At 69.6% G+C, this 19,210-nt stretch carries 19 protein-coding genes; 6 read left to right on the forward strand and 13 right to left on the reverse strand.

Going from position 1 to position 19,210, the window contains the following annotated elements; translation table 11 throughout:
- Positions 1-46: 46 nt before the first annotated feature.
- From WG898_RS08860 to gcvPA, 9 genes are all read right to left on the reverse strand, one after another.
- Positions 47-1,252 (reverse strand): ABC transporter substrate-binding protein, encoded by a 1,206-nt coding sequence (locus WG898_RS08860; RefSeq protein WP_339602410.1) that lies wholly within the window; start codon positions 1,250-1,252, stop codon positions 47-49.
- Entirely contained in the window at positions 1,249-2,301 is a 1,053-nt protein-coding gene (locus tag WG898_RS08865; protein ID WP_339602411.1) for an ABC transporter ATP-binding protein, read from the reverse strand. Before WG898_RS08865 ends, WG898_RS08860 begins: the two co-directional genes overlap by 4 nt.
- A 1-nt stretch (position 2,302) precedes the next feature.
- Positions 2,303-3,058: a sugar phosphate isomerase/epimerase family protein gene (locus tag WG898_RS08870; RefSeq protein WP_339602412.1), complete on the reverse strand. Its 756-nt coding sequence runs from the start codon at positions 3,056-3,058 to the stop codon at positions 2,303-2,305.
- Positions 3,055-4,161 carry a Gfo/Idh/MocA family protein gene (locus WG898_RS08875; protein WP_339602413.1) on the reverse strand — a complete coding sequence of 369 codons (1,107 nt, stop codon included), beginning with the start codon at positions 4,159-4,161 and terminating at the stop codon, positions 3,055-3,057. The genes WG898_RS08870 and WG898_RS08875 overlap by 4 nt, the downstream gene beginning before the upstream one ends.
- Complete coding sequence (locus WG898_RS08880; protein ID WP_339602414.1) at positions 4,158-6,197, reverse strand: aldo/keto reductase; 2,040 nt, start codon at positions 6,195-6,197, stop codon at positions 4,158-4,160. Before WG898_RS08880 ends, WG898_RS08875 begins: the two co-directional genes overlap by 4 nt.
- Before the next feature lie 84 nt (positions 6,198-6,281).
- Positions 6,282-7,067, reverse strand: a complete 786-nt coding sequence (locus WG898_RS08885; protein ID WP_339602415.1) for an SDR family NAD(P)-dependent oxidoreductase — start codon at positions 7,065-7,067, stop codon at positions 6,282-6,284.
- A 32-nt stretch (positions 7,068-7,099) separates the two neighbouring features.
- Positions 7,100-8,197: an ATP-NAD kinase family protein gene (locus WG898_RS08890; protein ID WP_339602416.1), complete on the reverse strand. Its 1,098-nt coding sequence runs from the start codon at positions 8,195-8,197 to the stop codon at positions 7,100-7,102.
- A 7-nt stretch (positions 8,198-8,204) separates the two neighbouring features.
- Entirely contained in the window at positions 8,205-9,803 is a 1,599-nt protein-coding gene (gcvPB, locus tag WG898_RS08895) for an aminomethyl-transferring glycine dehydrogenase subunit GcvPB (protein WP_339602417.1), read from the reverse strand.
- An 8-nt stretch (positions 9,804-9,811) separates the two neighbouring features.
- Positions 9,812-11,206: an aminomethyl-transferring glycine dehydrogenase subunit GcvPA gene (gene gcvPA / locus WG898_RS08900; protein ID WP_339602418.1), complete on the reverse strand. Its 1,395-nt coding sequence runs from the start codon at positions 11,204-11,206 to the stop codon at positions 9,812-9,814.
- A 129-nt stretch (positions 11,207-11,335) separates the two neighbouring features.
- On the opposite strand from gcvPA, the gene WG898_RS08905 reads away from it, so the two are divergent.
- Positions 11,336-12,247, forward strand: coding sequence for a LysR substrate-binding domain-containing protein (locus WG898_RS08905; protein WP_339602419.1), 912 nt, complete (start codon positions 11,336-11,338; stop codon positions 12,245-12,247).
- On the opposite strand, the gene WG898_RS08910 is transcribed toward WG898_RS08905, so the two are convergent.
- Together WG898_RS08910 and WG898_RS08915 are read right to left on the reverse strand one after the other, a co-directional pair.
- The gene (locus WG898_RS08910) at positions 12,233-12,640 is read right to left on the reverse strand and encodes a nuclear transport factor 2 family protein (protein WP_339602420.1); all 408 of its coding nucleotides are present in this window, start codon (positions 12,638-12,640) and stop codon (positions 12,233-12,235) included. The genes WG898_RS08905 and WG898_RS08910 overlap by 15 nt on opposite strands.
- Before the next feature lie 66 nt (positions 12,641-12,706).
- Positions 12,707-13,189 (reverse strand): SRPBCC family protein, encoded by a 483-nt coding sequence (locus WG898_RS08915; RefSeq protein ID WP_339602421.1) that lies wholly within the window; start codon positions 13,187-13,189, stop codon positions 12,707-12,709.
- A gap of 101 nt (positions 13,190-13,290) precedes the next feature.
- Here WG898_RS08915 and WG898_RS08920 point away from each other — a divergent pair, with 101 nt between their 5' ends.
- From WG898_RS08920 to WG898_RS08930, 3 genes are read left to right on the forward strand one after another with little or no spacing between them, the layout of a single operon-like run.
- A complete protein-coding gene (locus tag WG898_RS08920) occupies positions 13,291-13,692 on the forward strand; it encodes a cupin domain-containing protein (protein ID WP_339602422.1) in 402 nt (133 codons plus the stop codon).
- Positions 13,693-13,699: 7 nt separating this feature from the next.
- On the forward strand, positions 13,700-14,410 hold the full coding sequence (locus WG898_RS08925) for a sigma-70 family RNA polymerase sigma factor (RefSeq protein ID WP_339602423.1): 711 nt from the start codon (positions 13,700-13,702) through the stop codon (positions 14,408-14,410).
- A gap of 9 nt (positions 14,411-14,419) precedes the next feature.
- The gene (locus WG898_RS08930) at positions 14,420-15,289 is read left to right on the forward strand and encodes a cupin domain-containing protein (RefSeq protein WP_339602424.1); all 870 of its coding nucleotides are present in this window, start codon (positions 14,420-14,422) and stop codon (positions 15,287-15,289) included.
- Here the strand turns inward: WG898_RS08930 and WG898_RS08935 are convergent.
- Together WG898_RS08935 and WG898_RS08940 are read right to left on the reverse strand one after the other, a co-directional pair.
- On the reverse strand, positions 15,274-16,011 hold the full coding sequence (locus WG898_RS08935) for a DUF2306 domain-containing protein (protein WP_339602425.1): 738 nt from the start codon (positions 16,009-16,011) through the stop codon (positions 15,274-15,276). The genes WG898_RS08930 and WG898_RS08935 overlap by 16 nt on opposite strands.
- Complete coding sequence (locus tag WG898_RS08940; protein WP_339602426.1) at positions 16,008-16,970, reverse strand: extracellular catalytic domain type 1 short-chain-length polyhydroxyalkanoate depolymerase; 963 nt, start codon at positions 16,968-16,970, stop codon at positions 16,008-16,010. The genes WG898_RS08935 and WG898_RS08940 overlap by 4 nt, the downstream gene beginning before the upstream one ends.
- Before the next feature lie 378 nt (positions 16,971-17,348).
- On the opposite strand from WG898_RS08940, the gene WG898_RS08945 reads away from it, so the two are divergent.
- Complete coding sequence (locus WG898_RS08945; RefSeq protein WP_339602427.1) at positions 17,349-18,428, forward strand: sensor histidine kinase; 1,080 nt, start codon at positions 17,349-17,351, stop codon at positions 18,426-18,428.
- The gene (locus tag WG898_RS08950; RefSeq protein WP_339602428.1) at positions 18,425-19,198 is read left to right on the forward strand and encodes a LytR/AlgR family response regulator transcription factor; all 774 of its coding nucleotides are present in this window, start codon (positions 18,425-18,427) and stop codon (positions 19,196-19,198) included. Before WG898_RS08945 ends, WG898_RS08950 begins: the two co-directional genes overlap by 4 nt.
- Positions 19,199-19,210: the final 12 nt, after the last annotated feature.

Raw genomic sequence — 19,210 nt, forward strand, 5'->3', positions numbered from 1 at the left:
CTTGAGGGGGCACGCGAAGCGTGTAGGGGGTGGTTCACATCCCCGCTCATTGCAGCTTCCTTTCTGCCTTGAGGGCCGCCTTGCTGAGGATGGCCGCCACATCGCCCTTCTTCAAAAACACCTCCTGGATCGCGTCGCGCACCACGCCAGAGGCGCGGGTCCAGCGCGGGTTGAGCAGGAATGCGGGGGGTTCCTGCATGCTCAGGGCCATCGCGTAGAAGGGTGCGACCTGCGGGTCATCCTGCAGCGAGAACTCGCGCGCGACGCTCATCAGCACCGGCAGGTCGCCCTGGCGCAGGCGCACCGCCTCGGCGCTGCTGTAGAAGCGAATGAACTGCCAGGCCAGCTCCTTCTGCTTGGAGTCGCGCGCGATCGCCAGCGAGGACACGCTCACCACGCTCTGCGCCGGCCGGCCCTGGAAGCTGGGCAGCGGCGCCACGCCGTAGCGCTTGCCGTCCTGCGCCAGTTCCAAGCGGAAGGCGGCGCCGTCCATCAGCATGGCCACGCGGTCGGCCACGAAGAGCTGGCGCTGGTTCTTGCCATCGCCCACGCCCAGGGTGGCGGCCAGGCCCTGGTCCAGCAGGCCCAGCAGCATGCCGAACATGGCCTGCGAGGCCGCGGAATCGAGCTCGCCCTGCACCTTGTGCCCGTCGGCCGCCAGCATGCGCGTGCCCGCGCTCCAGAGATAGCTCTGGAAATCGTAGGGATCGGGTGCCACGTCCAGGCCATAGCCATAGACCTTGGCGGCGGGGCGGCTGAGTTTTTGCGCGAGCGCACGCAGGTCCTCCCAGCGCCAATCGGCGCGTGGGTAGGCCAGGCCGGCGCGGTCGAACATGTCCTTGTTGTAGTAGATGACCTGGCTGGTGAAGCCGGCCGGCACACCGTATAGGCTGCCCTCGACGCTGGCAAAACGCAGCAGGCCGGGCACCAGGTCGGCGGCATCGAAGGCGCGCTCGCGCGCCTGATAGGCGTCCAGCGGCTCCAGCACGCGGTGATAGAGCGGGAAGTTCCACATCATCATCACGTCGGGCGGGTTGCGCGCACCGAAGGCGGCCGAGAGCTTTTGATTGAAGCCCGCGCCATAAGCCTCCACCTGCACGCGCACGCCGGGATGGCGCTGCTCGAAGGCCGCGGCAATGCGGCGCTGGATGCCAAGGTTCTCGCTGCCGTCCCAGGTCGCAAAGCGCAGCAGCTGGGCGCTGGCCCACAGGGGCCACAGCGCAGCAAGCAAGACCAAAAAGCGCTTCTTCATGCCACGGCCAATGCGTCTTGCACCGCCTCGCTGAGTACACGCGGCAAGGCGCGGCCATCGGCCCCGAAGGCATGCAGGTGCTCGGCCGGCACCGCCACGCCCACGTGGTCGCCCTGGTGCACCACGCGTGCCCCGTCCACGCTGGCCGTCAGCGCGTGACCATTGCCCAGGCGCAGATGCACCAGGCTTTGCGCGCCCAGGCGCTCCACCATCAACACCTCGGCGCGCAAGGCCCCGGCGTCGCCCAGGCGCAGATGCTCGGGGCGTATGCCCAGCGTCGTCGCACCCGCACGCGCGGCAGCGCCTTGCAGCGCCTCGGCCGGCAGCAGGTTCATGCGCGGCGAGCCGATGAAGCCGGCCACGAACAGATCGGCGGGCGCGTGGTAGAGCTCCAGCGGCCGCCCCACCTGGGCGATGCGGCCCTGGTTCAGCACCACCACCTTGGTCGCAAGCGTCATGGCCTCCACCTGGTCGTGGGTCACGTAAATCATGGTCGCCTGCAGCTTCTGGTGCAGGCGTGCCAGCTCCATGCGGGTGTTCTCGCGCAGCGCGGCGTCCAGATTGGAGAGCGGCTCGTCGAACAGGAAAATGCGCGGCTGGCGCACGATGGCGCGGCCGATCGCCACGCGCTGGCGCTGGCCGCCGCTGAGCTGGCGCGGCTTGCGCTCCAGCAAGTCTTCCAGCTGCAGCATGCGCGCGGCCTCAAGAATGCGCGCCTCGATCTCGCCCTTGGGGCGGCCGCGCAGGCTCAGGCCGAAGGCCAGGTTCTTGCGCACCGACATATGCGGATAGAGCGCATAACTCTGGAACACCATGGCCAGGTCGCGCTCGGCGGGCGGCAGCTCGTTGATGCGGCGCCCGTCCAGGCGCAGCTCGCCGCCCTGCACCGCCTCCAGCCCGGCGATGCAGCGCAAGAGCGTGGACTTGCCGCAGCCCGAGGGGCCGAGGAAGCAGACGAACTCGCGGTCGGCGATCTCCAGATGGATGTCCTTCAGGACCTCCACCGTGCCGTAGCGTTTACACAGGGCTTGGATGCTCAGCTGGGCCATATCAGTTCAAGCGCTCGCTCAGATAGCGCAGGCCCACGCGCGCGGTGCGCGCCGGCTGGCTGGGGTGGTCGTGTTCAACGATGAAGGTTTGCAGCCGCGCAGCCAGCCCCGGCAGCCACTGCGCCCAGGGCAGGCGGCCCTCGCCCAGCGTGGCCCAGCCCTGCTCGGCGGGCTCGCCCTGGCCTTCCGGCGCCAGGTCTTTGACATGCACCGACTGCAGGCGCGCGGCGTAGCGCGCCAGCCATACGGCGGGGTCCTCGCCGGCACGCGCCACCCAGGCCACATCGGGCTGCCAGCGCAGCGCGGGGGCGACATCGAACAGCGTCTCCAGCACGGTCTGCCGCTGGTCGAGCCGATCAAACTCAAAGGCATGGTTGTGATAGGCCAGGCTGATGCCCTGCGGGGCCAGGTCTTGCGCGTACTGCTGCAGCTGCGCGCCCAGGGCGCGCCAGCCGGCCGCATCGGCGGGGCGTTCGGTTTCGTCCAGCCAGGGCATCACGAGCTGCTGGCAGTCCAGAGCCTTCAGCGCCTGCAGGATCTCGGGCAGGCGCGAAAACGCCAGGTCGCTCATTTCCACATGCATGGAGGCCAGGCCCAGGCCGGAAGCACGCAGCGTGTTGATGAAGGCCTCGGCATCGAGGCCGTGCAGGGCCTCGGTCTCCACCCAGGCGTAGCCGGCGTCGCGCGCCAAAGCCAGGCGCTGGGTCAGATCGCCGGCGCTGCGCACGGTGTAGAGCTGTAGGGCAATCTTGTTCATGCGCTCACCTCGCAGCCGATCTGCTGGGCAAAGCCCAGCGGCAGCGGCGCCGGCCGCTCGCAGCGCGTAGCCAGCAGCACCGCGCTGCCCTGCTCGGCCGCGCGCAAGATGGCGTCCATGATCTCCAGCACATGCAGGGCCAGTTCGCCGTTGGTGCGATGCGGCTGGCCGGCGCGCAGGGCCCAGGCCATCTCAGCCACGCCCAGGCCGCGCAGGCGGCCGGTGAAGGCACGCGGGGCCAGGTCTTGCCAGTCGCCATCGCATTCGCAAACGCTCAAGGTACCGCCGAACTGGTTGGGATCGGGCAGCACCACCGAGCCCTGCTCGCCATACAGCTCGATATGGCTGCTCTTGTGCTTCCAGACATCGAAGCTGGTGCTGAGCGTGACAAAGGTGCCGGCCTCGAACTCCAGACCCGTCACCACATGGGTGGGGGTCTGCACCGCGATGGTCTGCCCCAGGCGCGGACCGCGCGGCACCTTGCGCTGCAGCCAGCTGGTGTGCGCCATGCCGCTGACGCGCCGCACCGGGCCCAGCAGCTGCACCAGCTGGGTCAGGTAGTACACGCCCATGTCCATCAGCGGGCCGGCACCGGGGCGGTAGAAGAACTCGGGGTTGGGATGCCAGTCGTCGGGGCCACGCTCCATCATGCAGGCCTGGCCGGCGACGATGCGGCCGAGCCGCCCGCTGTCCACCAGCGCGCGCGCGGCCTGGCCGGCGCCGCCCAGAAAGGTGTCGGGCGCGCAGGCGATGCGGCACCCGCTGCGCGCCGCCGCATCCATCAAGGCCTGACCCTCGGCATAGCTGGCCGCCAGCGGCTTCTCGGTATAGAGATGCTTGCCGGCTTCAAGCACCTGCTGCCCCACCGCCAGATGCGCGGCGGGCGGGGTCAGGTTGATGACGATATCGGCATCGCTGGCCAAGAGCTGCGCTGGCGTCATCGCCACGATGCCGAACTCGGCGGCACGCGCGTCGGCGGCTTCCGCGCGCGCATCGGCCACCGCGACCAGCCGCACATTGCCGAAGGCGGCCAGGCCCTTGGCATAGGCCGGGAAGATGTCGCCGGCACCGATGATGCCGATGCGGGTGGCATCCACGCTCACAGCGGCGCTCCCAGATCGGCCAGGTCCAGCCAGGCCAGTTCCTCGGCGCTGAGCGAGACATCCAGGCCGCGCATCGAGCTGGCGGTCTCGGCGATGCTGCGCGGGCCTATCAGGCTGAAGGTGCTGAAGCCCTGCGCCAGCACCCAGGCCAGCGCGATATTGATGGCCAGGCAGCCATTCTTGGCGGCCAGCTCGCGGGCCCGCGCCAGGCGCAGGAAGTTGGCCTCGCTGTACCAGCAGCGCAGCAGTTCCTCGTCGTCCTTCTTGCCGGGCGCGGCACGGCCGTCCACAAAGAAGCCACGCGCCTGCGAAGACCAGGCGAACAGCGCCAGGCCCTGCTCGGCCAGCCAGCGGCGCGAGTCCGGGTCGCCGGCCGAGACGCAGCCACGCCAGATCGGCGCCTGCATGCGCGCCAGGCTGAGCTGGTTGTTCACCAGCGAGAAGCCTTGCTGGCCGGTCTTGGCCGCATAGGCATTGGCCTCGGCCACACGGGCCAGCGACCAGTTGCTGCCGCCGAAGGCCTGGAACCGGCCCTTGGCGCGCTGCTCGTTGAGCGCGTCGATGAACTCGCCCACCGGCACCTCGGGGTTGTCGCGGTGCAGGATGTACAAGTCGGCGCTGTCGGTCTGCAGCCGCTCCAGGCTCTCGGCCAGCTCGCGCCGCATGCCCTCGGGCGTGCAGTTGGGCGTGTGGGCGCCCTTGGCGATCAGCACGATGTCGTCCCGGATGCCTTGTCGTGCCTTCAGCCAGTCGCCAAAGATGGACTCGCAGTGACCGCCCTCGAAGTCGTAGACCCAGGCGGTGTCGAAGGCATTGCCGCCGCGCTCCAGGTAGTCGTCGAACAGGGCCGCGGCATAGGGCAGCGTTTCCTGGTGGTCCACGCCCATGATCAGGCGCGAGACGGGTTTACCAAGACCTGGCACCTGGCCGTAGCGCATATTGGCGCCGGGGCGGCGCGCGATCGGCAGCCCGGCCAGGGTCTTGCGCCCGGCCAGCGCGGGAGCGAGCTCGCGCGGATAGCGCAGGCCGATGGCCTGACGCCAGCGGTCCAGGGCCGCGAGATTGCCCATGGAGTCCGCCGGGCTCATGGCGGGGTGCGGCACCGCGCCGGCCTTGACGGCCTGGGCAAAGGTGTCGGCCTCGTAGGCGTAGAGCCCGCGGTCGGTGGCGATGGTCCAGGTCTGTGCCAGCGCCTCGTCCACCCACAGCTCGATGCGGCTCTCGCCCGCCTGGGCGCCAGCGCCGTACCAGGGATTGGGCACCACCAGCGCGCCCTTGGCGCCACCCAGGCGCAGCGATTCCTCCTGCTCGAAGCTCACCGCCGTGCTGAGCTGCGCCGTGATGTCGCCGGGGAAGCGCAGCGTCGCCAGCGCCCAGGCATCGACGCCGAAGCTCTCGTGCAGGCGGCCCATGGCCTGCAGTTCCACCGGTTCCGCAAAGTCCTGGCCGCGCGCCACGCCGGCCAGCAGGCGCGCCATCGACATCGGGTAGCAGCCCACGTCCAGGATGCCGCCCCCGGCCAGCGCCGGCTCCCAGGTACGCGAGCCGGCACGCGGGGTGGAGGCGTAGCAGAAGGAGGCCTGGATATGGCGCAGCTCGCCGATCACCCCGCTCTTGAGCAGCTCCAGGAGCTTGGCGGTCTGCGGCAGGCAGCGGTACATAAAGGCTTCCATCAGCACGCGGCCGGCGCGCTCGGCCTCGTCGTAGGCGATCATGGCCTCGGCGTGGTTGATGCCCAGCGGCTTCTCGCACAGCACATGCTTGCCGGCGCGCAGGGCGCGCACCGTCCAGTGCAGGTGCTCGGTGTGCGGCAGGCCGATATAGACCGCGTCCACGGTCGGGTTGGCGAGCAGCGCTTCATAGCCGGCGTGGGCGATCACGGCCGTGCCTGCGGCGGCATGCGCATCGGCAAAGGCACGCGCCTTGGCCTCCTCACGGCTGGCCACCGCCACCAGGCCGCCGCTGTCGGTCTGTTGCAGACCCTTGGCAAATGCGCCCGAGATATTGCCGGCGCCGATGATTCCCCAGTTCAGCATGATGTTGTTTTGAAACGTTTTGATTTGTTGAAATATATTGACCGCATGTGAGCCATCTCAGATGGGAAACCCTTGTGCTGAAGGTCAGGCTGAGCCTGCGAGCCCTCCGCCGTCCACCACATAGGCAGAGCCGGTCACGAAGGACGCTCGCTCGCTGGCCAGGAACAACACCACCTGGGCGATTTCCTCGGCCTGGCCCACGCGCATCAAGGGGCGGGCATTGCCGGCCTCCACCAGGGCGGTTTCGGCCAGGCCGAGCTGGGCCGCCTCGTTGCGCAGCATCGCGGTGTCGGTATCACCCGGGCAGACGCTGTTGACGCGGATCTTCTGTGGCCCATGGTCCACCGCCATGGCCCGCGTCATATTCACCACCGCACCCTTGGCGGCGCAATAGGCCACGGCGTCCTTGCCGCCCACCAGACCCCAGCCCGAGCCGGCGTTGATGATGCTGCCGCCGCCTTGGCTCGCCATCACCGGCACCGCGTGCTTGCTCATCAGAAAGATGGATTTGACGTTGACCGCCATCACCGCGTCCCAATCCGCCTCGCTGGTGCTGAGCACATTGGCGCGGCGCGTGATGCCGGCGTTGTTGAAGAGCACATCCAGGCGGCCGTAGGCGGCCAAGGTCTCGCGCACCGTGCGCTCGCAGTCGGCGGCCAGGGCCACGTTCGCCTCGACGAATTGCGCCTGTCCGCCTGCGGCGCGGATGGCCGCCACCGTGGCCTCGCCGCCGGCGCGGTTCATATCGCAGACCACCACCTTCGCGCCCTCGCGGGCAAAGAGCTGGGCGGTGGCGCGGCCGATGCCGGAACCGGCGCCGGTGATCAGGGCCACCTTGCCGGCGAGTTCGCCATGTCTGTCGTTCATCATCATGTCTCCTTCTTTCCCTCTTTCTTCATCCATCAGGCCGCGACGAGTCGCAGCATCGCTTGTTCCCTGGGCCCGGTCATGGCGCGCACCGGGCCGGCATACAGCGCATCCACCGCGGCCGCGCCGCAATCCACGCGCAGCGGCACGCCGCCCAGGGCCTGCAGCTTGCGCGGCGTGATCAGCAGCGTCAGCGCCGCGCGGCCCAGGGCCTGCAGCACGCGCGGGCTGAGCGGCGCATTGCCGCGCCCCAGCACATGGCCCTGGCCGCCGATTGCGGTGAGCCAGAGCCTGGGCTGACGCTGCTGCTGCGCCAGCTCCCACAGCTGCGCCTCGGTGGCATCGCGCAGCCACAACGCGCCGTCCGCCACCACATCAACACCGATCAGGCTGCCGTCCAGCCCCAGGGCCTGCTTGAGGGCCCAGGTGGTGGAGCCGGGGCCGATGAAATGCAGGCCCTGCTGCAGCTGCGGCTTGAGGCTCTCGGCCAGGCGTTGGGCGTCCAGCGCATCGCCGGCCTCGCTGCGGGCCTTGCGTCCTTGCAGCAGGCGGGCGTCGACCGGCACGCGCAGCAGCCCGTAGAGCTGGGCCTGCACCCGGCCCTGGGCCAGCGCCCGTTCGTCCAGGTCCAGCACCTCGCGGGCTTCGCTGACGCGGGCGTGGCGCATCAGATAGGACGCCGCCAAGGCACCGGCGGCCCGCGGGCTGACGCCGAAGCAGGCCGATTGCAGCTTCACGCCGGCCGGAATGCCCAGCACCGGCAGCGCCTCGCCCACCGCATCGTGCACATCGCGCGCGGTGCCATCGCCGCCGGCAAAGAGCAGCAGGGTCAGGTCTTGCGCCAGCATCTGCGCGGCGATCTCGCGGGTCTGCTGCGCGCTGCTGGGCCAGCGGCGTTCGCCCAGCAGCTCGGGTGCCTGGCCCAGGGCACGCAGCAGGTCCTCGCCCATCGCGCCGGCGCCGCACACCCAATCGGGCTGGCAGCTCGCCAGCAGCAGCAGGCGCAGCGCTTCCTCGGCCCGCTGCGCCGCCCAGGCGGGCGGCTCGGCCCCCGGCCGGTAGGCGTCGCTGCCATGCTGGGCCAAGGGCCCGCCGGCACCGGCGATGGGGTTGATGATGAGGCCGACACGCATGCTGGGGTCAGACGGCGCTGCCGTGTTCGGAAAGCTTGCGCCGCCAGGCGCGCCAGGTGATGGCCCAGCGCTTGGGGTCTTCCAGGTACTCGTCCTTCACCCGCTTGCTGGGGCAGTGATGCGGCGCGCTGCGCACCAACTCCGGCTGCGTGCGGGCCTCGTGCGCCACTTGCGCCATGATCTGCACAAACTCGTCCAGGTCGGCGCGGGAATAGGCCTCGGTGGGCTCGATGGTGGCGGGCTCGGGCACCACATAGGGGTGGTGGCTGGTCCAGTAATGGGTGCCGTAATCGGCGGCGCGCAGGCCGATGTCGCCCGAGCTCACGCCGGTGGCCGCGCACAGCTCGGCCCAGCTGTAGCGCACCTGCTCGATGCGGCGCCTGCCGGCGGCATAAGGCGCGGCCAGGCCCTCGATCTTGTCGAGCAGCTGGCTCATCATGTAGTTGTTGTTCAGCACCGCCACCTCGGCCACCTCGCGCAGGCCATCGGCGCCGAGGTTCATGACCCAGGCATAGGCGCGCAGCACGATGGGGGCCGTGCCCATGAAGGCGGCCACCTTGCCGATGGATTGCGCCTCGCCCTGGTCGATGCGGTAGCGCTCGCCGTCCTCTTTCACGACGCGGGGCCGCGGCAGAAAGGGCGCCAGTGCGGCCGTCACCGCGCAGGCACCGACTGCCGGCCCGCCGCAGGCATGTGGCGTGGCAAAGGTCTTGTGCAGATTGAAGTGGCAGAGATCAAAACCGGCCTCGCGCGCCCGGGTGATGCCCAGCAGGCCGTTGGCATTGGCCTGGTCATAGCAGGCCAGCGCGCCCACCGCATGGGCGGCGGCCACGAACTCGGCGATCCTGGGGTTGAAGATGCCGGTGTCCTCGGGGTTGGTGATGATGAGCGCGGCGGTGCGCGGGCCCACGGCCGCCTGCATCGCGGCCAGGTCCGGGTAGCCGTCGGCATCCGGGTAGAGCGTGATGACGTTGTAGCCCAGCACCTTGGCGCAGGCGGCGTCCGAGGGGTGGGAGAAGATCGTGGTGATGATCTCGTCGCGCTGCTCGGCTTCACCGCGCGACTCGAACCAGGCCCGCATCATCGCGATATTGGCGTAGATGGCCTGCGAGCCCGAGCGCGGCTGCAGGCTCACCGCGTCCATGCCCGAGACCTCGCAGATCACCTGCTCCATCGCGTGCATCACCTGCAAAATCCCCTGCACGGTGGACTCGTGCTGCAGCGGGTGCAACTCGCTCATGCGCGCATCACGCGCCAGCTGCTCGTTGATCTTGGGGTTGTACTTCATGGTGCAGGTGCCCTGCCCCACGTCCACGTTCAGGTCCGCACCCAGGTTCTCCTGCGACAGCCGCAGATAGTGGCGCAGCACGCGGTTCTGACTCAGTTCGGGCAGGGCCGGCGCCTGGGCGCGGCGCATGCCGGCCGGCAGCTGGTCCAGCGCATCCGACGTGGCGGCCGCCATGCCAGGCTCCAGCTCGGGCACCAGGATGGCGCGCTCGCCGGGCTGGCTGAGCTCGAAGATCAGCGGCTCGTCCCAGCGCGCCTGCTGGTAGCGGCGCAGATTGGGCTTGCCGTCGGTGAAGCGGTGGGCGGAGATGTTTTCCATGGAGGCACTCATTGGGTCAGCAGCTCGCGCAGCGCGCTCACCAGGCGGTCGATATCGGCCTGGCTGTGCAGCTCGGTGAAGGCATAGAGGGCGCTCTGGCCCAGGCTGGGGAAGGCTTGGGATAGGTCGTGGCCGCCGAAGATGTCATAACGCTCGCGCAGCGCGGTGTTGAGCTGCGCCACCGTCAGGCCGCTGGCATTGAAGTCCAGCACGAACTCCTTGAAATGCGCGGTGTCGGGGTGCCCCAGGCGCAGGCCCGGCAACGCGGCCAGCTGCTGGCGCGCATAGGCCACGCGGCGCAATATGCCCTCGCCCAGCTCCACCATGCCCTGCGGCCCCATGCTGGCCAGATACACGCCGGCGGTGATGCCCCAGAGCGCGGCGGCGGTGCCGACGAACTCGTTGCCGTTCTCGCGCTGGTCAAACGAAGTGCGGTGGTAGGCCACATCGCCAAAGCCGTACTGCCCGGGCACCGAGGTCGGCGCGATGCCAAACAGGCGCGAGGGGTATTGCAGCACCAGCGCCTCGTCGTCACGGCTGGCGATGAAGCCGCCATGGCCGCCGCCATAGCTCATGTGCATGCCCAGCGGCTGGATGTCGCCGCAGACGATGGCGGCGCCGTAGTCGCCCGGTGGCGTCAGCACGCCCAGCGAGCTCGGGTCCACGCCGACGATTAGCAGCGCGCCGGCGTCCTGCGCCAGTTTCGCCATCGCCGCGCCCTCGTCGATGCCGCCGAAGTAATTGGGTACGTCCACATAGAAGGCCGCCACCTGCGGGCCCAGCCTGGCCTGCAGATCGGCGCGGTCCACCAGGCCGCTGGCGGCGTCGAAGCCCACCTCGATGAACTCGATCTCGCTGCGCCCATAGGTCTGCATATGCGAGCGCTTGTCGGGGTTCACATTGGCGGCCACCAGCACCTGGCGGCGTCCGGTATGCCTGGCGGCCATGCAGCAGGCGGTGGCGGCGGCCTGGAAGCCGTCGTAGGTGGGCACGCTCACCACATCGAGATTGAGCAGCTCGCCCATCATCGAGCCGTACTCCCACAGCGCCTGGAAGCGGCCATGGTCGTCATAGGGCTCGCCGGCATAGGCGGTAAGGAATTCGCTGCGGCCGTTGATCTCGTCGCACAGCGCCGGCACATGGTGCTGGTAGCAGCCGCCGCCCAGAAAACTCAGCACCTCGCCGCAATGGGTATTCCTGGCCAGCAGGCCCTGCACATGGCGCTTCAGGCGCGCCTCCGACAGCATGGGCGCCGGCAGATTGAGCGGGCGCGGCAGGCGCAGCGCGGCCGGGATGTCGGCATAGAACTCCTCCACCGAGGCCGCACCGGTGGCCGCCAGCATGGCCGCCTTGACCGCGGGCACCGAGTTCGGGATGTAGGGGTAAACCTTGGTTTTGTTCATGAGCCCTGCACGTCATTTGAAACGTTTCGATGACGCTATTTCAATGGCAGGAGCCGAATTGCACAAACGAGAAATATTTGCCGCATGCATGAGTTGAACTAATCCATGCAGGGCTTAGCATCGCGCCTCATGCGACGCCATCTGCACCACCTGAACGCCTTGCGCTGTTTCGAGGCGGCCGCCCGCCTGCTCTCCTTCACCCAGGCTGCCGCCGAGCTGCATGTGACCCAGGCGGCGGTGAGCCACCAGGTGCGCGCGCTGGAACAGGCGCTGGGCCAACCGCTGTTCGAGCGCCGGCCGCGCCAGGTGCGGCTCACCGCCGCCGGCGAGCGTCTGGTGGGCGTGCTCTCGAACAGCTTCGATCGCATCGACGAGCTGCTGGGCCAGCTCAAGCAGAGCGAGCGCCAGGCGCAGCAGAGCCTGCAGCTGGCGGTGACACCCAGTTTTTCGAGCCGCTGGCTGATGCCGCGCCTGCCGCGCTTCTGGGACGCGCACCCCGAGATCGAGCTGCACCTGCACCACAGCACCCAGGGCGACGCGCTCAGCCGCGGCACGGCCGAGGCCGCGGTGGTATGGGCGCTGGAGCCACCGCCGCGGCCCGCGGGCCTGTGGGCGCAACGCCTGTTCGGCACCGCGCTCACACCGGTTTGCTCGCCCGCCCTGCCGCGCCAGACCCAGCCGCTGGACAGCCCGGCCGCGCTGCGCCACTACCCGCTGCTGCACGAAGACAGCCATGCCGATTGGGCACGCTGGATGCGCGCCGCCGGACTGGCGGACATGCCGGTGCACCAGGGCCAGCTGATCGACGACAGCAACGCCCTGTTGATGGCCGCGATGGCCGGCCGCGGCCTGGCGTTGGGCCGCCTGGCCCTGATCGAGGACGAGCTGCGCGCGGGCCGCCTGCTGCGGCCCTTCGCGCTCAGCATCGCGGCCGAGGGCGCCTACTGGCTGCTGGCCGCGCCGACCCTGGCCGAGCGGCCGCACTTCCAGGCGCTGGCGGCCTTCATGCAGGCGGAGTGCATCGCCTCAGGCATGCACTGAGGCGCGCGCCTTGGCCGCCGCCGCGCTGTCGAACATGCCGTAGAAGCGTGCCAGCTTGCCGTCGCGCAGCTGCCAGACATGCACCCAGTTGCTTTCGAACACGCCGCCATTGGGCAGGGCCCGGGTGCGCTCCCAGCCGAGCACGGTGACATGGTCGGGCCCGGCCAGGAACTGGCGCGGCTCGAAGGCCTGGATGCCGTCCACGGCCAGCACCTGGGCGAACCAGCTCATCACATCGTCCTTGCCGCGCGCCGTGCGCATATAGGCTTCGCCGGTGCTGCCGTCGTGGGTCCATTCGACGTCGTCGCTCAGGCAGTCCAGTACGCCCGGGATGTCGCCGCGCCCGAACGCGGCATAGGCGGCTTGCACGATCTCGACAGGCTTGTTGCTCATGGTGCTCTCCAGGGGAATGTTGGTGGAGCCCGGTCTACGCGGCGGCCGAGCGAACGGATGCGGTCATCAGCGGCCGGCCGCCAGGAATTCGCTCAGGCCGCGTGCGCCGGCGCGCATCACCGCGTCGTGGTTCCAGCGGAACAACGGTGCCAGCAGCGGCGCCAGCCAGCGCATCCAGGGCTTGACCAGCTGCACCCGCCAGACATAGGTGACATCGGTGTGGCCGCCCGCCTCGTCCTCGCGCAAGAGCCAGATACCCTCGCCCTGCAGCTGGCCACGCGAGCGGCCGCGGATGCGCTCATGCTTCAGGATCTCCACCGCCTCGACCTCGATCAGGATCTCGTAGGGCAGGCGCGTGGCCCAGCGGAAGCGGCGCAGGCTGCCCAGGCCCTGGCCATCGCCGGGGCGCAGGGTCTGCACCTCGCGCACATAGGGCCACCAGCGCGGCCAGCCCTCGGGCTGGCTGAGCGCCGTCCAGACCCGCTCGCGCGGCGCGGCCAGGCGCCAATGGCTGACGAGGTCGAAATGGTGGCTGGGCGATCGTGACATAGCCTCTTTATTACGAAGCCGGCGCGGCCGCGGATGCAGGCCCGGCCCTGCATCTCTTGGGGTCATACATCCAGGCGTGCGCCGGCCGCGTAGAGCATGGCATGGACAGCCCCACCCCCGCCCAGGCGCGCACGATCAGGCGCAAGCTGATGGAGCGCGTTGCCGACGCCGACACCAGCCATCTCACCATTGCCGCCGACGCACCCGGCTGGCAAGCCTTCGGCGATGGCGTGAGCATCAAGCCGCTGCGCGAACAGGGCGGCGTGCTCTCCTACCTGCTGCGCCTGGCGCCCGGCGCCAGCCTGCCGCCGCACCGCCATCCGCTCGACGAGGAATGCCTGGTGCTGGAGGGCTGGCTCAGGGTAGGCTCGCAGCTCGAACTGGGCCCGGGCGGCTACCATCTGGCCCACCAGGGTGCCCTGCATGCGACCATCAGCACCGTCACCGGCGCAACGATTTTTCTGCGCGGTGCGGTTCCCGAGGCAACTCAAGCGCTGCGTTAGGACAAGCATGAACACTGCCCAACATCAGCAGCTTCCAGACCCCGGCGAGCCAGGCTGGCCCGAGCCGCCGCTGGAGTTGCAAGACGAGCTGGACGGTGCGCCGGATGCCGCACCCACCTGCCCAGCGGCCAGCGCGGCGCTGCCGCGCGTCAGCGACGCCCAGTTGGCGGCCTGGATCGATGCCGTGGTGGCGCGTGACGAGCGGGCCCTGGCGGCCCTCTACGACGCCACCTTCGCCCGCCTCTACAGCCTGGTGCACCGCATCGTGCGCCGCGAGGCGCTGGCCGAGGAGGTGGTGGAGGACAGCTACTTCCAGGTCTGGCGCCAGGCACCGCGCTTCGACCCGACGCGCGGTTGCGCGATCAGCTGGCTGCTGGCCATCGCGCGTTCGCGCGCCATCGACGCGCTGCGCCGCGAGGCGCGCTTCCAGCATGCCAGCCTGGACGAGCATGCCAGCGAGGCCGCCGACGGCCATGCCGGCAGCGACGAGCTGCTGGAGCTGGCGCGCCACCATGCGGATCTGCACCGCGCCCTGCTGCAGCTGGGTGCGCAGCCACGCCAGCTGGTGTCGCTGGCCTTCTTCCGCGGCCTCAGCCATGAGGAGATTGCGCAGCAGACGAGTCTGCCGCTGGGCACCGTCAAATCACAGATACGCCGCGCCCTCATCACCCTCAGGCAGGTCCTGGGCGAGACCGGCCTGCCGGCATTGGCTTCCTGAAGGCAGCATATGAAGAGCACCCCCAAGCCCGCATCCAGCCCGCTCGCGGCGGCCCCAGGCCCAGAAACCACCGAACAGGAATTCGCCGCGCTGCTCAGCGAACCGCTGGCCAATAGCTGGCCGGCGCAGCCCGGCAGCGCGAGCCCGGCGCTGGCGGCCGTGCGCGGCCGCCTGCTCGGCCGCCTGGCCGCATCGCAGGCCGCCAGCCGGCCCATGGTGACGGCGCGGCGCCTGCGCCTGCCCGCGCAGACGCTCGCACCCGGCGTGCAGCTGCGCAGCCTCTACCGCGCCAACACCGCGCAGCCGGCGCGCCCCGGCGAACCCCTGCATGCCTGCCTGCTGGAGCTGGCCGCGGGTGCCCGCCTGCCGGCCCTGGCGCATGCCCATCTGCATCGCGAATGGCTGCTGCTGAGCGGCACGCTGATGCTGGGCGAGCAGCTCCGCCTGGCGCCGCACGACTACCATGTCCAGCCCGCCGGCACGCCCAGCCTGGCGCTGCACAGCGAGGACGGCGCCCTGCTCTTTCTGCGCGAAAGCACCCTGCCGGCGCAGCCCGGCGAACAGCCCTTCACCGTGCATGACCAGGCCGCCGCATGGCCCGACTACGCACCCGGCATCCAGCGCCGCGTGCTCTGGCAACGCGAGGGCCAGGCCGCCCTGCTCTACCGCGCCCAGCCCGGCGCCCAGGTGCCGCAGCACCGCCATGGCCACGACGAGGAATGCCTGATGCTGCAGGGCGAGCTCTTCCTCGACGACATGCTGCTGCAGGCCGGCGACTACCAGCTAGCCCCCGCCGGCAGCGGTCACCGCATCACCGAGACCGATACCGGCGTGGTGATCTATGCGCATGGCGACCTCGACCTTCAATTCGAGGACTGAGACGCGTAGCGACGACGGTAGGCGCCATGGCCCACATGGCACAGCCAGTACAGCAGCAGGCCGAGGATCAGCAGCGCCGGCACAAACAGCAGGCCGGACTTCTGCACGGCCTTGGGAAACACCTGGGGCTGGCCCAGGAAGAGCGAATTGGCCGCGATGAAGAGGGCGACCGTCATGCGCCAGAGATGCCGGGCCAGGCGGGTGGCGCCGCTCACGCCGCCCTTGACAAGCATGCGCAGGTCGCCCAGCGCGGCCAGGCCGCCGATGATGATGAACATCACGAAGGCCTCGCCCGGCTGGCCGTCCAGCTTGCCGCCCGGGCTGTGGGAGGCCAGCCAGAAGAGGTAGGCACTGGCGGCGGTCAGGCCCAGCGAGGCCGGCAGCATGCCCAGCTCGGCCCGCCCCAGCCGGCCGGGCTTGCGCCGCGCGGCCATCCAGGAGCTCAGCACCAGGTAGAAGGTCAGCAGCCCGGCGATCACCGAGGCACGCTCGGGCGTGGGCAAGAAGGGCGCCACCGTGGCGCCTATGCCCGACATGATGAGCATGGCCGCGACAAACACCTTGCCGACCAGGCGGTGCAGCGGCGTGCCCTTGCGCAGCACAAAGGCGGCCGAGCCCGAGGCAATGCCGACGCTGCCCGCGCCGATATGCAGGTAGAGCAGCGCGGCGGCGGCCGCATGCACCAGGGGAGAACTTTCGGGGCCGATGTAGAGCACGGTCATGGCACTTGCCTTGCAAAGAAATTCCAGATCATGTTGGGCCCGTCGGGCTCCATCGGTGAGGGGCCCAGGAGTCGCGGGCGCTGCGAGTAGGGCTGCGGCAGGCCATGGCCACCGCCGTGGATGGTCACCAGCTCGACCTCCTTGCGGCCCCCCTCATGGCGCCAGCGCTGGTGCTCGAGGCCAAAGCCCCCGGCCAGCTCCGCGCGGTGGGTCTGAGGCGTGGCGCTGAGCCGATTCCAGGCGGTGAAATACTCGGCCGAGGCGCGCGAGGAAATGACCGGCCCGCCCTTGTAGAACAGGCCCAGCAGGCTGATCTCGCCGCCGGCATAGGGCACCAGCGGATCCTTCGTGCCATTCATGATCATCACCGAGCTGCCCTGCTGGGCCGAGGGCTTGCACTGGAAGTTCTGCGGCGCCGGCACATTGGCCGCCACCGCCGCCACCGCGCGGTAGCGGCCGGGCTGCTCCAGCGCCAGGCGCATGGCCATGGAGCCGCCGTTGGACACGCCGGCGGCAAACACCCGCGCCGGATCGAGCCCGTGCTCGGCCACCAGCTTGTCCACCAGCGCGGACAGAAAGCCCGCATCGTCGGCGCGCAGCCCATTCAGCTGGGTGCTGCCGATCACGCTGCAGTCGTTCCAGTCAAAGGCATAGGACTTGGGGTAGGCGACGGCAAAGCCATGCGCGTCGGCCAGGCGCTCGAAGCCGTAGCCTGTGCCGATGCGTATCTGCTGCGGGCCTTCGCCCGAGCCGTGCAGCACCAGCAGCAGGGGCGCGCCCTTGGGCAAGTCCTTGGGGGCGTAGACGCGGTATTGGCGCGTCAGGCCGTCCACCTCGATGGAGCCCTTGCTCAGCGTGCCAGAGAGTTGCGGCAACACCGGATCGGGCGTGTAGAGGAAGTAGCCGAACAAGGCGGCCAGCAAGGCCAGCAGAGCCAGCAGGCCGAAGAGGCCAAACATCAGGAAACGAAGAACAGTTCTTCTCATGGCAAAGCAGGTGATCTGATCGGGTGGGTGCCGCTAATGTGCCCGCATCGCCTGCCTGGCGAGGCAGCCGCCGGATCGGCGACGCCGGCGTCAGGACGAACGACGCCCGGCCACGACCGGCCACGCCGGGCCATTCGTCCCGCCAGGGCGTGCCCGGAAACCCGCGGGGCGTGGGCCATCCGAGAGCCGCTGCGCTCGCGCCGGCATGTCCAAACAATCGCCCTGTCCCACGTCATCAAGGCCGGTACTCAGCGCATGTCGCCCTGAAAAGGCAGCGCTGAGGCCCGACGCCAGAACTCACTCAGGCGCCCGCTCACCCTCGCTCCACGCACGCAAAGGTATTCTGCCGTGATGCATCCACCCTCCCCCCTGCCCACGCGCTCGCCCGGATGGCGAGGCCTGTTCGCGTGGCGCCGCCTGCGCACCGTCGCCATCATCTGCGCGCTCTTCGTGCTGCTCTTCAGCTTTGGCTGGCAAGCAGGCCTATGGGTGCTGGTGACAAGGATGTTCGGTGTCGGCCTCGCCTTGCTGCTGGCCTTCGGCCTGTTCGAGCAATGGCCGCGCCGGCTGCCAAAATGGCTGGCACGTTGGGCCCTGCAGGTGGCGGCGGTGGGGGTGACGGTGCCTGTCGCCCTGTTCATGGCCTATCTCTTGAGCACCGCGCCGGGCGCGCCCATGTTCTGGCACGAACCCAAGCGCCTGGAGGGCTTCATGACCTTCACCTTCCTGGGCATGCTGGTGGCGCCCTGGACGGCGCTGACGGCCCTGCTGCGCCAGCGCGAGGCCAAGGTGGAAAAGCAGGCCATAGACTTCGAGCTGGAGCGCAGCGAGATGGCGCGCCAGGCGCTGGACGCGCGCATGCGCCTGCTCAGCGCTCAGGCCCAGCCGCACTTTTTGTTCAACACCCTGGCCAATGTGCAGGCCCTGGTGGAGGCCGGCTCGCCACGCGCGCCCAAGCTGCTGCAGAGCCTGACGGATTACCTGCGCGCCGCCGTGCCGCGCCTGGACGGCTCGGCCAACACCCTGGGCCAGGAGCTGGAGCTGGTGCGCGCCTATCTGGAGCTGATGCAGATGCGCATGCCCGACCGCATGGCCTTTGATCTGCATATCGGCGCCGGCGTGCACCTGCTGCCCTGCCCGCCCATGACCCTGCTGACCCTGGTGGAGAATGCCGTGCAGCATGGCATAGACCCCAGCGAAGAGGGTGGCCGCATCGACGTGCATGCCGAACTGCTGGCGAGCGGGCGCTGCCGCCTGCGCGTGCTGGACACCGGCGTGGGCCTGCAGGCCACGGGCGGCGGCCTGGGCACCGGCCTGGCGGCGCTGCGCGAACGCCTGCTCTGGGCCTATGGCGGCAGCGCCAGCCTGGAGCTGAGCGAGGTGGCGCCGCATGGCGTGCAAGCAACCATTGAATTTGCAGTGACGACATGAACCAAGCCACCGCCCTGATCGCCGACGACGAGCCCCTGCTGCGCGAGATCCTCGAAGCACGCCTGGCCGCCGCCTGGCCCGAGCTGCAGATCGTTGCGCAGGCGCGCAATGGCCGCCAGGCCATCGAGCTGTTCGAGCAGCAGCAGCCGACGATCTGCTTTCTGGACGTGCACATGCCGGGTCTGAGCGGCGTGGAGGTGGCGCGCCATATCGGCAAGCGCGCCCACCTGGTGTTCGTCACCGCCTTCGATCAATACGCGCTGGAAGCCTTCGAGCAGGGCGTGCTGGACTATCTGGTCAAACCGGTGACGCCGGCCCGACTGGCCGAAACCGTCGAGCGCCTGAAGGCGCGGCTCTCGCAGGCCCAGCCGGCGGTGCACAGCGAGGCGCTGCTGAGCCAGCTGGCCGCGCGCCTCAAGCTCGACCAGCCCGAGCCGCTGCGCTGGGTGCGCGCCTCGGTGGGCGCCTCGCTGCGCATGATTCCGGTGGACGATATCGACTATCTGAAGAGCGACACCAAGTACACCCTGGTGGCCTACCGCGACGAAGGCCATGCGGCCGAGGCGCTGATACGCATGCCCTTGAAGGACCTGCTGGCGCAGCTCGACCCCGCGCACTTCAGCCAGGTGCACCGCTCGGTGGTGGTGAATCTGCGCTCGATCCGGCGTGTCACCCGCGGCGACAACGAGACCGCCGAGATCGAGCTCAAGGGCCGCAGCGAGCGCTTGCCGGTGAGCCGCAGCTATCTGCCGATGTTCAAGGAGATGTAGGCGGGCGCGAGG

Source organism: Paucibacter soli (assembly GCF_037482845.1).
Lineage (GTDB): Bacteria > Pseudomonadota > Gammaproteobacteria > Burkholderiales > Burkholderiaceae_C > Paucibacter_B > Paucibacter_B soli.